Raw genomic sequence first — 15,051 nt, forward strand, 5'->3', positions numbered from 1 at the left:
CGAACCCTTGCCCAAACGGAGGTCGTCGCATGGCTTTGAGACCCGTCAATCGCCGGACGTTCGCGGCCGGGCTCGTCGCCGCGCTCGCCATGCCGCATCTTGCCGCGAATGCGCGCGCAGAGACCGGCTTCGGGACCGTTCGCCTCGTCCGCACGCCCGCCTGCGGCAACGATCCGCTGACGCCGGCGCAGACGGCGGGCCCGTTCTTCTCGTCCGGGTCCCCGCGCAAGGCCAACTTCACCCGCGACAGCGAGGGCGGCGCGCCGATCCTCCTCTTCGGTCTGGTTCTCGACCGGGACTGCCGCCCGGTCCCGGGCGCCAAAATCGATATCTGGCATGCCGATGCGGCCGGCCGCTACGACAATTCCGGGTTCCGGTTGCGCGGCCACCAGTTTTCCGACGATCAGGGCCGATGGCGCGTGCAGACGATCCTTCCCGGGCTCTATCCCGGCCGCACGCGCCATATCCATGTGCGGGTCCAGCCACGCGGCGGGTCGATCCTGACGACCCAGCTCTATTTTCCGCGGATCGCGCAGAACCGCCGGGACGGTCTCTTCGACCCCAATCTCCTGATGGCGTTCGATCCCGGGGCCGGGCGCGGCCGCTTCGACTTCGTGGTGTGAGCCGGCCGTCCTTGCGCCGGCCCGATGGCTGGACTTCTCTGTCCGACGGTCGATATCAGACGGTCGGAAACAGGCGTGCGATCGGAGCCTCCCGGACGATCCGGATGCGCCGGGCAATGCGGCCCGGAGCGTATCGGGATCGGCGCGGCGAGCGCGGGGTTCGCACGCGCTGACCTGCCTGCAACCAGCCTCCGGCCTGCGTGCGCGGGGGCATGCGGGGCGAAGATGCGCGTCGATTTTCGCGTTTCGAGCCCGTATCCGTCACCCACAAGCTTGAGCGAGAGCCTTCATGCCCATCAGCATCAATCCCGCCACCGGCGACATCATCGAGGAATATGCCGAGCACACCGACAGCGATATCGAGCGCGCCCTCGGCAATGCCGATCTGGCCTATCGCGACTGGCGCAGGTCGAGCCTTCGGGACCGCTCGGACCTTCTGATGCGGATCGCGGACGGCCTCGAGGCGCGCAAGGAGGATCTGGGCCGGATCGCGACCCTCGAAATGGGCAAGCGTATCAAGGAGGCGGTGGCCGAGGTCGAGAAGTGCGCGATGGCCTGCCGCTACTATGCCGAGCACGGCCCGCAGATGATCGCCGACGATCATCGCGCCGGGGGCCCGGCTTCGGAGAACTTCGTCGCCTATCTGCCGATCGGGCCGATTCTCGCCGTGATGCCGTGGAACTTCCCCTACTGGCAGTGCCTCCGCTTCGTCGCGCCGGCCGTCATGGCGGGCAATGTCGCGCTCCTCAAGCACGCCTCGAACGTGTCGCGCTGTGCGCTCGAGATCGAACGGGTGATGCTCGATGCCGGCGCGCCTCAGGGCGTGTTCCAGACACTCCTGATCTCCTCCTCCAAGGTCGAAGGCATCCTGAAGGACCGTCGCATCAGGGCGGCGACGCTCACCGGATCTGAAGGCGCGGGCGCCGCCGTCGCGGCAACGTGCGGGCGCGAGATCAAGACGACCGTCCTCGAACTCGGCGGCTCCGACCCGTTCATCGTCATGCCCTCGGCCGACTTGCCGAAGGCGATCGATCTCGGCATCACGGCCCGCATGCAGAACAACGGCCAGAGCTGCATCGCCGGCAAGCGCTTCATCGTTCACGCAGATGTCTACGAGCGCTATCTCGAAGCCTATGCCGAACGGGTCGAGGCGATGACGCTCGGAGATCCGATGGATGCGCAGACCGATCTCGGTCCGCTTTCGACGCAACAGGGCGTTGCCGATCTCAAGGACCAGATCGACCGCTCCGTGAAGGCCGGCGCACGGCTCGTTGCCGGCGGCGAGGCACCGGAGGGACCGGGCTTCTTCTACAAGGCGTCCATCCTGGCGGACGTTCCCGAAAACGCCCCGGCCTATCGCGAGGAGCTCTTCGGCCCCTGCGCCATCATGTTCAAGGTGACATCCATCGACGAGGCGATCGATCTGGCGAACGATTCCGATTTCGGGCTCGGCGGCGCGGTCTTCACGAACGATCGGGCCGAACAGGATCGCTTCATCCGCGAACTCGATACCGGCGGCACGCACATCAACCGGATGACGGCGTCCCACCCGGCTCTGCCCTTCGGCGGCGTGAAGCTCTCCGGCTACGGCCGCGAACTGTCCCACGAGGGCATCCGCGCCTTCATGAACGCCAAGACCGTCACGCGCGACTGACGCTTCGGGCGAGGATCGTTCGCGGGCGGGCTCTGACGCGGAGGCGTCCGAGCCCGCCCCGCCGTCCGGGGCGCGCCGGGCGACCCGTGCCGACGAGACGCGTCTATCGGGGCCGGTCGGTCAGCCTCATAAAAGTGCAATCTTGCAATTTGTTCGAATGGAGGGCACCCATGTGTCCCGATGCGGCGTACCGCCTTCGCGCGGTCCGTTTGAACTATTCGCACCATTCGCTAGGATTGCCGGAATGCGCATGATAGTTCGTCGGGCCGAAGAACACAGCCAGATCTGGGAGTGAGCCTTGTATCCTGACGCGATTGCAAGCGCGGCGGCACGTGCCGAGAAGATCGGCATCCGCGCCCTGTTCGAGACCGACGGCAACCGCTTCGACACGATGTCGTTCGCGCAGGACGATCTGATCCTCGATCTGTCGAAGACGGCGATCGACGGCGAGGCGCTCCGGGCGCTGCTCGCCTTCGCCGGCGACCGGGGCGTCGAGGCAGGGCGCGACGCGATGTTCGCCGGCCGGAAGATCAACGAGACCGAGGGCCGCAGCGTCCTCCACCCTGCCCTGCGCGGCCTGCCCGAAGACGGCTTTGCCGCCGACGGAAGGAAGGTCGGCGACGATGTCGAGAGCGTGCTCCGGCAGATGGGCGACTTCGCGGACGGCGTGCGCGACGGCGGCGAGACCGGCGCGATGGGTCACGCCTTCACCGACGTGGTCAATATCGGCATCGGCGGCTCCGATCTCGGCCCCGCCATGGCGACGCTGGCGCTGCGCCCCTATCATGACGGGCCGGACATCCATTACGTCTCCAACGTCGACGGCGCGCACCTGTCCGACACGCTGGAGACGCTTGATCCCAGGACCACCCTCGTCATCGTCGCCTCGAAAACCTTCACGACGATCGAGACCATGACGAACGCGGCGACGGCGCGGCGCTGGATCGTCGCCGCGCTCGGCGAGGATGCGGTGAAGCATCATTTCGCCGCCGTCTCGACCGCGCTCGACAAGGTCGCCGAATTCGGCATTTCGGACGATCGCATCTTCGGCTTCTGGGACTGGGTCGGCGGGCGCTATTCCATCTGGTCGGCCATCGGCCTGCCGCTGGCGATCGCGGTCGGCCCCGAAGGGTTCCGCGAATTCCTCGCCGGGGCGCGCGAGATGGACCGGCATTTCCTGTCGGCCCCGATGGCGGACAATCTACCCGTCCTGCTCGGCCTTGCCGGCTGGTGGCACCGGGTCGCCATGGACTGCCCGACGCGGGCGATCATCCCCTACGACCAGCGCCTGTCGCGATTTCCCGCCTATCTCCAGCAGCTCGACATGGAATCGAACGGCAAGCGTGTCGGCCGCGACGGCGAGCCGGTGGCGATCTCCGGTCCCGTCGCCTGGGGCGAGCCCGGCACGAACGGCCAGCACGCCTTCTTCCAGCTGATCCATCAGGGCACCGACATCGTCCCCGTCGAGTTTCTCGTCGGCGCCAACGCCCATGAGGGCGAGGACATGCGGGTGCACCAGGATCTGCTCCTGGCCAACTGCCTTGCCCAGTCGGCCGCGCTGATGCGCGGGCGCACCCTCGACGAGGCCCGCAGGCAGCTGCTCGATGCGGGCGCCTCGCCGGAAGAGGCCGACCGCATCGCCCCGCACCGGGTGTTTCCCGGCGACCGCCCCTCGATCACCCTCTTATATGCGACGCTCGACGCCCGAACCCTCGGGCGCCTGATCGCACTCTACGAACACCGCGTTTTCGTCGAAGCCCAGCTCTTCGGCATCAACGCATTCGATCAATGGGGTGTCGAACTTGGCAAGGAACTCGCCAAAGACCTCGTCCCGGTCGTGACGGGAGAACAGGACGCCGGGGACCGCGACGGCTCCACGCGCGGCCTCGTTGCGGCCATCCAGGCTTTGAGAAGGAAATAGGACATCATGTCAGCCACGACCCGCATCGACGCTCCCGTTCCAGAGCGGCGCTCCAACGACACCGACGCGCTTGCCAAGCAGATCCTCGAAAAGATGACCTATTCGATCGGCAAGCATCCCGATCAGGCGCGCAAATATGACTGGCTTCGCGCGACGACCCTCGTCGTTCGCGACCGGATCATCGACCGGTGGTTCGAGTCCGGCAACCGGATCGAGACCAGCGGCGGCAAGGAAGTCTGCTACCTGTCGATGGAGTTTCTGATCGGCCGCCTCCTGCGCGATGCGATCAACAATCTTCAACTGACCGGGCCGATCACGGATGCGCTGGCCAAGTTCGGCGTCGAGCTCGACATGGTCGAACTCCTGGAGCCCGATGCCGCGCTCGGCAATGGGGGCCTCGGGCGCCTGGCCGCCTGCTTCATGGAATCCATGGCCTCGACCGGCGTGCCCGGCTATGGCTACGGCATCCGCTACGTGCATGGCTTCTTCCGCCAGGAAATCTCCGATGGCAGCCAGGTCGAGCTGCCCGAGACCTGGCTCGTCCACGGCAATCCCTGGGAGTTCGAGCGCCGCGACGCATCCTACGAGATCGGCTTCGGCGGAACCGTCAACACCATCCACGAAACCGGCAAGCCGCCGCGCCAGATGTGGCGCCCGTCCGAACGGGTTCTCGCCGTCGCCTACGACACGCCCATGGTGGGCTGGCGCGGCGAGCAGATCAACACGCTTCGCCTGTGGAGCGCCCAGGCCGTCGATCCGATCCTTCTCGACGCCTTCAACCAGGGCGACCATATCGGCGCGCTGGTGGAATCCAACAAGGCCGAGGCGATCACCCGCGTCCTCTACCCGGCCGATTCCCACCAAGCCGGCCAGGAGCTGCGCCTCCGGCAGGAATACTTCTTCTCGTCCGCCTCCCTCCAGGACATGATCAAGCGCCACCTGAAGCGGCACGGCACCATCGAAACCCTGGCCGACAAGGTCGCCGTCCAGTTGAACGACACCCATCCGGCGGTCTCGATCGCCGAGCTGATGCGGCTTCTGGTCGACGTGCACGGCGTTGCGTGGGGGCAGGCCTGGGACATCACCCGCGCGACCTGCGGCTACACCAACCACACGCTCCTGCCCGAAGCGCTGGAGCACTGGCCGATCCACCTCTTCGAGCGGCTCCTGCCGCGCCAGATGCAGATCATCTACACGATCAACGCCGAGATCATCCGCTTTGCGGCCCAGGAAAAGCGCTTCGAGAGCTCGGACATCGCCGCGATCTCGCTGATCGACGAAGGCAACGGACGCCGGGTCCGCATGGGCCAGCTCGCCTTCGTCGGCTCCCACGCGGTCAACGGCGTCTCGGCGCTCCACACCGACCTGATGAAGGAAACGGTGTTCCAGGCGCTGCACAAGCTCTATCCCGACCGCATCCAGAACAAGACGAACGGCGTGACGCCGCGCCGCTGGCTGATGGAGTGCAATCCCGAGCTGACCGACCTCATCCAGGAAGCGATCGGTCCGGCGTTCATCGACGATATCGAGAAGATCAAGGATATCGACAAGTTGGCCGGCGATGCGGGCTTTGTCGAGAAGTTCGGCGCCGTGAAGCGCCGGAAGAAGGAGCAGCTCGCCCATCTGATTTCCGAGCGCATGGCGCTGCAGGTGAACCCGGACGCGATCTTCGACATCCAGGTCAAGCGCATCCATGAATACAAGCGCCAGCTTCTCAACATCATCGAGGCGGTCGCCCTCTACGACCAGATCCGCTCCCATCCGGAGAAGAGCTGGACGCCGCGCGTCAAGATCTTCGCCGGCAAGGCCGCACCGAGCTACGCGCAGGCCAAGGAGATCATCCAGCTTGCGAACGATGTCGCCCGGCTGATCAATTCCGATCCGGTGGTGCGCGATCTTTTGAAGGTCGTGTTCATTCCGAACTACAACGTATCCGTCGCCGAGATCATCATGCCTGCCGCCGATCTGTCCGAGCAGATCTCGACCGCCGGGCTCGAGGCCTCGGGCACCGGCAACATGAAGTTCGCGCTCAACGGCGCCCTGACGATCGGGACGCTCGACGGCGCCAATGTCGAGATGCGGGAGCATATTGGCGACGAGAATATCTTCATCTTCGGCCTGACCGCACCGGAAGTCGCCAGACGCCGCGCCCAGGCCCATTCCGGCCGGTCGATCATCGAGGATTCGCCGATCCTTCGCGAAGCCCTGCACGCCATCTCGTCCGGCCTGTTCAGCCCGGAAGAGCCGGCGCGCTATCACGGCCTCATCTCCAATCTCTACAACAATGACTGGTGGATGATCTGCGCCGATTTCCAGGCCTACTGGGACAAGCAGCGTGAACTCGACCTGCTCTACCAGGACCAGAGGGCGTGGCAGGCCAAGGCCGTCCACAACACCGCGCGCATGAGCTGGTTCTCCTCGGACCGCTCGATCCGCGAATATGCCCGGGACATCTGGCAGGCAGGACCCGGCGCGGCGTAGCGCATCGGCCCGCAGATCGGAAGAGCCATGGTGGCGCCCTGCAAAACGTCGGGGCGCGGCCGCAAGTCCTAGCCTTGCAGATCTTTTCCGGGCTAACCTTCCTCGCAACGCGGCGCGCCATATCTCAAGACGTGCTTCGAACGACCGGGCCTTCAGATCCGGCGGGAGCCGCCGTCTGCGCGATGGCGATTGGAACGGGAGGAACATTCATGACGGACCAGAGGCCACCGGCCCCCCTTGCGCGTGACACGATGGCCTATGTCCTGGCCGGCGGACGCGGTTCGCGGCTGAAGGAATTGACCGACACGCGCGCCAAGCCGGCCGTCTATTTCGGCGGCAAGACCCGCATCATCGATTTCGCCCTGTCGAACGCCATCAATTCCGGCATTCGCCGCATCGGCGTGGCGACGCAGTACAAGGCGCACAGCCTCATCCGCCATCTGCAGAACGGCTGGAACTTCCTGCGCCCGGGGCGCAACGAAAGCTTCGACATCCTGCCCGCATCGCAGCGCGTGTCCGAGGACCAGTGGTATGCCGGCACCGCCGACGCGGTCTACCAGAACATCGAGATCATCGAGGATCACGCGCCGAAATACATGATCATTCTCGCCGGCGATCACATCTACAAGATGGATTACGAGATCATGCTCCAGAGCCACGTGGACTCCGGCGCCGACGTCACGGTCGGCTGCCTGGAAGTGCCGCGCATGGAAGCGTCGGGCTTCGGCGTCATGCATGTCGACGAAAGCTTCAAGATCACCGAATTCGTGGAAAAGCCCAAGGACCCGCCGTCGATGCCGGGCCGGCCCGACATCGCGCTGGCATCCATGGGCATCTACGTGTTCGAGACCCGGTTCCTGATGGAGGTGCTTCGCGAGGACGCGGAGGATCCCAATTCCTCGCGCGATTTCGGCAAGGATATCGTCCCGAAGATCGTGAAGAAGGGCGGCGCCTACGCCCATCGCTACAACCTGTCCGTCGTGCGGTCGAGCAACGAGCCGACCCACGAGGCCTATTGGCGGGACGTGGGAACGATCGACGCCTACTGGCAGGCCAATATCGACCTGACGGACGTCGTCCCCCCGCTCGACATCTACGATCGCGACTGGCCGATCTGGACCTATGCGGAAATCGTGCCGCCGGCCAAGTTCGTGCACGATATCGATGGCCGCCGCGGGTCCGCCACCTCCTCGCTCGTATCGGGCGACTGCATCATCTCCGGCGGCGCGCTCAATCGCTCGCTCCTGTTCACCGGCGTTCGCCAGCGCTCCTATTCGCAGCTCGACCATGCGGTCGTGCTGCCGGGCTGCCGCATCGGGCGCCATGCGCGCGTGACGAACGCGATCCTCGACCGCGGCGTCGAGATCCCGGACGGGCTCGTGATCGGCGAAGATCCCGAGCTCGACGCAACGCGCTTCCGGCGCTCGGAGAACGGGATCTGCCTCGTCACCAAGCCGATGATCGACCGGCTGTGACCTGACCGCTTCGATCCTTGCGAACGACACACCCACCCGGAGCCGATCGCTCCGGGTGTCGGAACTTTGAGAAATGACGTCCGCGGGCGTACAGTTGAGAGTGAACCTTCGATGAGCCTTCAAGTCCTGTCGGTCGCGTCCGAAGTCTATCCCATCATCAAGACGGGCGGTCTTGCGGATGTGGCCGGAGCGCTTCCGGGCGCGCTGAAGGGTCAGGGCGTCACCATGAAGACGCTGATGCCGGGCTATCGCGATGTCGAAGCGAAGCTCGGCGCCGGCCGGACGGTGGCGGTTTTCGACGATCTCCTGGGGGTCGAGGCGGAGGTGCGCGCCGTCCGGTCCGGCGGGCTCGATCTTTTCGTCCTTCACGCCCCAGCGCTCTACGACCGCGAGGGCGGCCCCTATCTGACCGCGCTCGGCTACGATCATCCGGACAATTGGCATCGCTTCGCCGCCCTGTCGCTCGCCGGCGCCCGGATCGCCGAGGGCGCGATCGAAGGCTACGCGCCCGACATTCTCCACGCCCACGACTGGCAGGCGGCGCTCGCGCCGGTCTATCTCGCCTTCCCGAAACGGAAGAAGAAGACGGTCCGAACCGTCCTGACGATCCACAATCTGGCGTTTCAGGGCAATTTCGCGCCGACGATCTTCGGAAGGCTGGGGCTCGCAGACGAGGCCTGGTCGATGGACGGGGTCGAATTCTTCAACAATGTCGGTTTCCTCAAAGGCGGCATCTATGCCAGCGACCGGGTCACCACGGTCAGCCCGACCTATGCCCGCGAAATCCTCACCGAAGAGGGTGGCATGGGACTCGGCGGTCTTTTGCGCGAGCGCGGCGAAGCGGTCTGCGGCATCGTCAACGGCATCGATACCGGCGCCTGGAATTCGGCCGACGACGCGATGCTGCCGGCGACCTACGATGCCGCGACGCTCGACCGGCGCGCCGTCAACCGGACCGCGCTTCTGGAGGAAATGGGCCTTGCGCCGACGCAAGGGCCCATCGTCTCCATCGTCAGCCGCCTGACATGGCAGAAGGGCCTCGACGTGGTGGCCGAGATCGCCGAGGCGATCGTCGAGAAAGGCGCGAGCCTGATCGTCGTGGGCACCGGCGACGCCCAGATCGAGGGGGCGTTCCAGAAGCTCTCGGTCGCCCATCGCGACAGGATCGGCGTGCGGATCGCCTATGACGAGGCACTGTCGCACCGGGTGCAGGCGGGCGCGGACGCGATCCTCATCCCATCGAGGTTCGAGCCCTGCGGCCTCACCCAGCTCTACGGCCTGCGCTATGGCTGCATCCCCCTCGTGGCCCGGGTGGGCGGCCTCGCCGATACGGTCATCGATGCCAATTACGCCGCCCGACAGGCCGGCTGCGCCAACGGCATCATCTTCGACGATGCGTCGCCGCAATCGATCCTGACCGCGATCGACCGGCTGATCGAAATCTACCAAACCCCCGGCCCGTGGCGCGCGATGCAGACGGCGGCGATGGGCAGCGACGTCTCGTGGACGGCGAGCGCCGAGCTTTACGCGAACCTCTATCGCGATCTGATGAAGGACGATGCACGATGATCGAAACGATCGCCACCAGACCCTATGACGACCAGAAACCCGGCACGTCGGGCCTTCGCAAGAAGGTCCCGCACTTCAAGCAGCCGCACTACGTCCACAACTTCCTGCAGGCGACCTTCGACACGGTGGGCAGGGGCGATCTGGAAACCCTCGTCATCGGCGGCGACGGCCGGTACTTCAACCGGGATGTCGTGGCGATCGCGATCCGCATGGCGGCGGCGAACGGCTATGGCCGGGTGATCGTCGGCCAGGGCGGCATCCTGTCGACCCCGGCCGCCTCGAACCTCATCCGCAAGCGCGGCGCCGCCGGCGGTATCATCCTGTCCGCCAGCCACAATCCCGGCGGCCCGAACGGCGATTTCGGCATCAAGTACAATATCGAGAACGGCGGGCCGGCACCCGAAAGGATCACGTCGGCGATCTACGAGAAGACCCGGTCGATCGAGAGGTTCCGGATCTTCTCCGCCCCTGCCCCCGAGTTCGATGCCGTCGGGGAGCACAGGCTCGGCGACATGGTGGTCGAGGTGGTCGATCCCGTATCCGACTATGCCGACCTGATGGAGGAGCTGTTCGACTTCCCGAAGATCCGCGCGCTGATCGACGGCGGCTTCACGCTGCGCTTCGACGCCATGCATGCGGTGACCGGGCCCTACGCCACCGAAATCCTCGAAAACCGGCTTGGTGCCGCCAAGGGCAGCGTCGTCAACGCGGTGCCGATGGAAGATTTCGGCGGCGGACATCCCGATCCGAACGCGGTGCATGCCGCAAATCTCATCGCGGCCATGATGAGCGAGGACGGTCCCGATTTCGGCGCCGCGTCCGATGGCGACGGCGACCGCAACCTCATCGTCGGCAAGGGCATCGTCGTCACGCCATCCGATTCTCTTGCGGTTCTGGCGGCCAACGCCCATCTGGCGCCCGCCTACAGGCAAGGAATCGCCGGGGTCGCCCGCTCCATGCCGACGAGCCAGGCGGTGGACCGGGTGGCCGACAAGCTCGGCATCAAGACCTTCGAGACGCCGACGGGCTGGAAATATTTCGGCAATCTGCTCGATGCCGGCAAGGTCACGATCTGCGGCGAGGAAAGCGCCGGGACCGGGTCCGACCATGTGCGCGAGAAGGACGGCGTCTGGGCGGTGCTCCTGTGGCTTAACATTCTGGCGGAGCGGCGGGAAAGCGTCCGCGGCATCGTCGAGGGCCACTGGTCGGAATTCGGCCGCACCTTCTATCAGCGCCACGATTTCGAGGAGGTCGACAGCGACAAGGCCGAGGGCCTGATGGAATCCCTGCGCGACCGGCTCGCCTCCATGGCCGGCCAACGCTTCGGCTCCCTCGTCGTCTCGGAAGCCGACGATTTTTCCTACAAGGATCCGATCGACGGGTCGGTCGCGACCGGCCAGGGCGTGCGCATCGTGTTTTCGGGCGGGGGGCGGATCGTCTTCCGGCTTTCGGGGACCGGCACCGCGGGCGCGACACTGCGGGTCTATATCGAGCGGTACGAGAGCAATCCCGACAGACATGGCGACGCACCTGGAGAGGCCCTCGCCGAGCTGATCTCGATCGCCGACAGCGTCGGCGAGATCCGCAGGAGAACCGGCCGCACGGAACCCGACGTCATCACCTGATCGGTCGCGCTCGCCGATGGCGACGCTGCGACCGGACTGTCGCGGCCGGCCTTCGGGCGCGGCGCGGCGCATGGCCGGGCTCGATCCGGGGGCCGGCGCGCCGAGTTCGGGCATGGCCTGTGCCAAGCGGGTCTTCAGCCCATCCGGGGCATCTTGAACGTCATGCGGGTTCCTTCATCGTCGGACACCGCGTCGAGGGTCCCGTCGTGGGCTTTGGCGATCTCGCTGGAGATGAACAGGCCGAGACCCAGCCCCTGCTGGGTGTTCGTCGCATCCCCCCGCGCGAACGGCTGGAAGATGTTCTTCATCGCATCGTCCGACATCGGCTTTCCCGAATTGCGAACCCGGATCGTGAAGAATTCCTGCGTCGTCGCGATGTCCACCGAGACGACGCCGCCGCGCGCCCCGTGCGTCACCGCATTGCCGAGAAGGTTGGACAGGAGCTGCCCGATCCGCAGGGAATCGCACAGAACCGGCGCGCCAATGTCGATCCTCTTGTCGATGGCCTGATCGGGATGGGCCGACTGCAATTCCTGGATCACCTGCCCCAGCGTCGTCTCCAGATCTTCGTCGACGGTCTTTTGCAGCGTGATGCCACCCCCGAGTCGGCCGCGCGCGAAATCGAGAATATTGTCGACGAGGCTGCGCATTCTGAACACGCTGCCGTTCACCAGGGTCGCTATATATTGGGCGCGCTCGTTCAGCGGCTCGCGCCTGATCATCTTCATGCCGGAATCGATCGATGCCAACGGGTTGCGCAGATCGTGGCCGAGAACCGCGATGAACTGCTCGCGCAATTGCGCGACCCGGCGTTCGTCGAGAAGATTGGCCGTCGCCAGGGCCAGCCGCTCGTCGGCATCGAGCTGCGTGGCGATCAGGTCGGCGAACAGCGCGAACATCGCGACGGTTTCCGGATTGTCCAGCTTGGCGGGTTCGGGATCGAGCGCACAGAGCGTCCCGAAGAATTCGCCGTTCTCGCGAATGATCGGGACCGAGATGTAGCTCTCGAAGCGATAGGTGCGCGGGGTCGGATGATCGCAATAGTGTGGATCGCTCGACGCATGATTGATGACGATGGGCTCGCGGCGGCGCTCGACCTCGTGGCAGAGCGTCGTCTTCAGATCCAGCGCGTCGCCGGGCTTCAGGCCGAGATGGGTGTGGTCGAGCGTCTGGCAGGTGATCCAGGCCGTGTCCGTCACCCGCGCAACGGCCGCAAACCCCATGCCCGTCGTGCGGCAGATCACGTCGAGGATCGTCGGAACGGCCTTGACCCGGCCAACGGCTTCGATGTCTCCCAGGAACTGCTCGTTCAAGCCCTCACGATCCCCTTCGCGCGTGCAATATCCGTCTTCCGTACCCTTCGCGCTGACCGTTGTAAACCGGACGCAGCCCCCCTTAGGAGAACCGGTCTCACGGTTGGACGGAGGCGGCAGGCGCACGTGCCGGACCGACAAACGCACTGAAACATAAAGCGGATTGAACGGGGCCATAATCGGCAACCCGGGCGGGCTCCACGCCGCCCCCTTGGCCGACGCCGGAGCAAGGGTTTTGCCGGGGACGGAGCTGACGTCGCGCCGCTCTGGCATGGACCGGTTTCTGACGTTAAAGCGATGCCATGATCGATATCACATCAGACCAGGGATGCCCGACGCGCCTCGGGGCGACGCCGGCGCGGGACGGCACCCATGTCGCGGTCGTCTCCCGGCATGCCGAGACCATTGAGCTATGCCTCTTCGACGCGGCCGGGACGCTCGAGACAGCACGGCTCGCCCTGCCCGGCGCCAAGGGCGACATCCGATTCGGCTTCGTGCCGGGCCTTGCGCCGGGCACGCGCTACGGCCTTCGCGCCCATGGCCCAAACGCACCGGGGGAAGGCCATCGGTTCGATCCGGCAAAGCTGCTCGTCGATCCCTACGCGGTTGCGATCGACAGGCCGTTCCAGTTTCATCCGGCCATGAAGGCACCCCTTTCGCACCGGATCGACAGTGCGCCCTACATGCCGAAGGCGATCGTCAGCGATCTTTCGCGCGATGCCGCACCGATGCCGTTCGCAGCGCCGGGCCTGACTTACGAGGTTCTCGTCCGGGCGTTCTCGCAGAATCATCCGGACGTGCCGGAGCGCTTTCGCGGAACCGTCTCCGCGCTTGCCCATCCATCTCTGCTCGACCATCTGGAACGGATCGGCGTCGACACGGTCGAACTCATGCCGCTGGCCGCCTGCATCGACGAGGAGCATCTGGTCAGGTTGGGCCTGACGAATGCGTGGGGCTACAATCCGGTGACGCACATGGCCCCCGATCCCCGGCTCGTGCCCGGCGGCTTCGCCGAATTGCGCCGGGTCGTCGATGCCTTGCACGCGCGCGGCATCCGCGTGCTCGTCGACGTCGTCCTCAACCATTCGGGCGAAGGCGACGGGAACGGACCGACGCTCTCCTATCGCGGGCTCGACAACAAGCTCTACTATGCGCACGACAGCGACGACCCCGCCAGGCTGATCAACGATACCGGCTGCGGCAACACGTTCGCGGCATGGCGGGAGCCGGTGGCACGGCTGTTCGTCGACAGTCTGAGAACCTGGGTGGAAGCGGCGGGAATCGACGGCTTCCGCTACGATCTCGCGCCGGTACTCGGGCGCACGCCGCACGGGTTCGACCCCGCCGCACCGTTCCTGCGGTTGGTGGCGCGCGACCCCGTCCTGAAGGATCGCATCCATGTCGCGGAAAGCTGGGACATCGGCCCCGGCGGCTATCAGGTGGGCCAGTTCCCGCCCCCCTGGTTCGAATGGCAGGACCGGTTCCGCGACGATGTCAGGCGGTTCTGGCGCGGCGACAAGGGCACGATCGCAAATCTGGCGACGCGGATCGCCGGCTCGCAGGACCTGTTCGGCCAGCCCGGGCGCAAGCCCTCCGCAGGCGTGAACTTCATCGCCGCCCATGACGGGTATGCGCTCGCCGATCTGACGGCCTACGTGACGAAGCACAACGAGGCGAACGGCGAAAAGAACCACGACGGCCACGGCGAGAACTATTCCTGGAACAATGGCAGGGAGGGCGACACCAAGGATCCTGCGATCTTGGCGGCGCGAAAGCGCGATATCCGCGCCATGCTCGCCACGCTCTTCATCTCGCGCGGCACGCCGATGATCGTCGCCGGCGACGAGTTCGGGCGCAGCCAGGGCGGCAACAACAATGCCTACTGCCAGGACAACAAAACGACGTGGCTGGACTGGGAGGGCGCGGACGAGGCGCTGATCGCCTTCACGGCACGGCTTTCGAGGCTGCGCCGGGACCATCCGGCCTTGTCGGCCGACGCCTTCCTGACGGGCCATCACGGCGGCGGTCCGATGGAAGACGTCGTCTGGCTTCGCGAGGACGGCCAGCGCATGCGCACGAGCGACTGGCACGATTCCGACCGGCATTTCCTCGGAATGAGCCTCTTCGAGCGCCGGGAGGACGAAGGCCGGCAGATCGAGCGGGTCATCGTCTATCTGAATGCTGCGGGCAGCGATGTCGAGACGTTGCCGCCATCGGCGCGCCCGCACCACGGGCTGACCCTGTTCCTCCAGTCCGACAGCCCGGAACTCCCACCCCGGCGCCTCGGGGCGGGCGAGCGCCTCATCGTCAAGGCGCGATCGGTCTTCGTCCTTGTCGAGACCGATCTTCGGGTCGCTCGATGAGAAGAGAGACATCGAAGCCACGTCAAC

The 15,051-nt window shown here is 65.9% G+C and carries 9 protein-coding genes; 8 read left to right on the top strand and 1 reads right to left on the bottom strand.

Features of this window, described 5'->3' with window-relative positions:
- Positions 1-29 precede the first annotated feature (29 nt).
- The 7 genes from U0C82_RS03275 (at position 30) to U0C82_RS03305 (ending at position 11,348) form a co-directional block, all read left to right on the top strand.
- Positions 30-623: a dioxygenase family protein gene (locus U0C82_RS03275; RefSeq protein WP_322185617.1), complete on the top strand. Its 594-nt coding sequence runs from the start codon at positions 30-32 to the stop codon at positions 621-623.
- A 289-nt stretch (positions 624-912) separates the two neighbouring features.
- Positions 913-2,277, top strand: a complete 1,365-nt coding sequence (locus U0C82_RS03280; protein WP_322185618.1) for an NAD-dependent succinate-semialdehyde dehydrogenase — start codon at positions 913-915, stop codon at positions 2,275-2,277.
- A 298-nt stretch (positions 2,278-2,575) separates the two neighbouring features.
- The gene (pgi, locus tag U0C82_RS03285) at positions 2,576-4,198 is read left to right on the top strand and encodes a glucose-6-phosphate isomerase (protein ID WP_322185619.1); all 1,623 of its coding nucleotides are present in this window, start codon (positions 2,576-2,578) and stop codon (positions 4,196-4,198) included.
- Between the two features lie 6 nt (positions 4,199-4,204).
- A complete protein-coding gene (locus tag U0C82_RS03290) occupies positions 4,205-6,679 on the top strand; it encodes a glycogen/starch/alpha-glucan phosphorylase (RefSeq protein ID WP_322185620.1) in 2,475 nt (824 codons plus the stop codon).
- Positions 6,680-6,888: 209 nt separating this feature from the next.
- A complete protein-coding gene (glgC, locus tag U0C82_RS03295) occupies positions 6,889-8,154 on the top strand; it encodes a glucose-1-phosphate adenylyltransferase (RefSeq protein ID WP_322185621.1) in 1,266 nt (421 codons plus the stop codon).
- 111 nt (positions 8,155-8,265) lie between these two features.
- Positions 8,266-9,723: a glycogen synthase GlgA gene (glgA, locus tag U0C82_RS03300; RefSeq protein ID WP_322185622.1), complete on the top strand. Its 1,458-nt coding sequence runs from the start codon at positions 8,266-8,268 to the stop codon at positions 9,721-9,723.
- The gene (locus U0C82_RS03305; protein WP_322185623.1) at positions 9,720-11,348 is read left to right on the top strand and encodes an alpha-D-glucose phosphate-specific phosphoglucomutase; all 1,629 of its coding nucleotides are present in this window, start codon (positions 9,720-9,722) and stop codon (positions 11,346-11,348) included. The genes glgA and U0C82_RS03305 overlap by 4 nt, the downstream gene beginning before the upstream one ends.
- A 134-nt stretch (positions 11,349-11,482) precedes the next feature.
- Here U0C82_RS03305 and U0C82_RS03310 read toward each other — a convergent pair whose 3' ends face one another.
- Positions 11,483-12,661, bottom strand: coding sequence for a GAF domain-containing sensor histidine kinase (locus U0C82_RS03310; RefSeq protein WP_322185624.1), 1,179 nt, complete (start codon positions 12,659-12,661; stop codon positions 11,483-11,485).
- 302 nt (positions 12,662-12,963) lie between these two features.
- On the opposite strand from U0C82_RS03310, the gene glgX reads away from it, so the two are divergent.
- Positions 12,964-15,024 carry a glycogen debranching protein GlgX gene (gene glgX / locus U0C82_RS03315; protein WP_322185625.1) on the top strand — a complete coding sequence of 687 codons (2,061 nt, stop codon included), beginning with the start codon at positions 12,964-12,966 and terminating at the stop codon, positions 15,022-15,024.
- Positions 15,025-15,051: the final 27 nt, after the last annotated feature.

The sequence above is a fragment of the Fulvimarina uroteuthidis genome (genome assembly GCF_034321785.1).
Taxonomy (GTDB): Bacteria; Pseudomonadota; Alphaproteobacteria; order Rhizobiales; family Rhizobiaceae; genus Fulvimarina; species Fulvimarina uroteuthidis.